The sequence below is a fragment of the Streptomyces boncukensis genome (assembly GCF_011045075.1).
Classification (GTDB): Bacteria; Actinomycetota; Actinomycetes; order Streptomycetales; family Streptomycetaceae; genus Streptomyces; species Streptomyces boncukensis.
This window is the reverse complement of record NZ_JAAKZZ010000965.1, coordinates 1-1,306: the sequence shown is the minus strand read 5'-3', so window position 1 is coordinate 1,306 and position 1,306 is coordinate 1. Positions and strand designations below refer to the sequence as shown.

Below are 1,306 nucleotides of genomic sequence, written 5' to 3'. Positions count from 1 at the left end.
GGGCGCCGCAGCGGGGCCGCCGGCTCCCCGGAGGCCGCCGTGTTCAGGGCGTCCGCGAAGGCGTCCAGCAGCCGCAGCGCGGCCCCGCCGTCGAGCCCGGCCCGGTCGTACTGCACCAGACAGCGCGCCCCGTGCGCCGTCTCCTCGACGCACAGCGACAGCCCGAACTTGGCCGCGCCCAGGTCGACGGGGACCGGTTCGCCGCCCGCCGTGCCGGGCAGCCGCAGCACGGGCGGCGCGGGCACCAGGTCGGCGGTGACGTTCAGCAGCGTGCCGCCGCGGCGGTCCCGGCCCGCGCCGCCGAGCCGCTCGACGATCAGGTCGAAGGGGACGTCCCGGTGCGCGATGCCCTCCAGCAGCGTGTCCCGCACCAGGTCCAGCAGCTCCCCGAAGTCCGCGGCCCCCTCGGTGTGCACGCGCAGCGGGAGGGTGTTGACGCACAGCCCGACCAGCTCCCGGGTGCGGGTGCCGTCCCGGTGGTCGGCGGCGCAGCCCACCACCAGGTCCTCGTGGCCGGTGGTGCGCAGCAGCGCGGCGTACGCGGCGGCCAGGACCACGGTGAACGGTGTCGTCCGGTGCCGTGCGCTCACGGCGCGCAGCGCGCCGAGGGTGCCGTCGGCCAGCGGCCGGTGCAGCAGGCCGGCGCCGGTGAGGGGCGCCGTGGGCTGCGCGGAGGCGCGGGGCTGCTCCGGGGGCGGCAGCGGGACCGGGCGCGCTCCGGCCAGCCGGGTCAGCCAGTGTTCGAGTCCGGCCTCCAGCTCGCCGGCGCGCCGCTGCTCGCGGCGCGCGTAGTCGGCGTACTGCGCGACCGGCTCCGGCAGCCGCGCCGCCCGCCCCGCGCACTCCGCGGCGTACAGCTCGGCCAGTTCGCGGCAGAGCACGTCCAGCGAGGCGCCGTCCACGCTGATGTGGTGGAACGTCAGCAGCACGGTGTGGTCCTCGGGCCCGTGCCGTACGGCGAGGACGCGCGGCAGCGGGCCCTCCGCCAGGTCGAACGGGCGTGCCGCCGCCGCGCGCAGCGTCCCGGTGGCGGGCGCGGGCTCCGCCACCACCCGCACCCGCACCGCCGGGGCCGGTGTCAGCACCTCCTGGTACGGCTCGCCGTCCCGCTCGGCGTAGCGGGTGCGCAGCACCTGGTGGCGGACGGTGAGCGCGGTGACGGCGCGGCCGAGCGCCTCCGGGTCGAGCGGGCCGCGCAGCCGGGTGGCGAACGGCACGTGGTACGCGGCGCGGTCCTGGCCGAGCCGGTCCATCAGCCACATACGGCGCTGCGCATACGAGAGCGGCACGGGCCCCTCCCTCCCCT

1 protein-coding gene is annotated in these 1,306 nt (G+C 78.5%); it reads right to left on the bottom strand.

Features of this window, described 5'->3' with window-relative positions:
• Positions 1-1,289, bottom strand: a 1,289-nt coding sequence (locus G5C65_RS37350) for a condensation domain-containing protein (RefSeq protein WP_338146853.1), incomplete at its 3' end; no start/stop codon positions are given.
• Between the last annotated feature and the right edge of the window lie 17 nt (positions 1,290-1,306).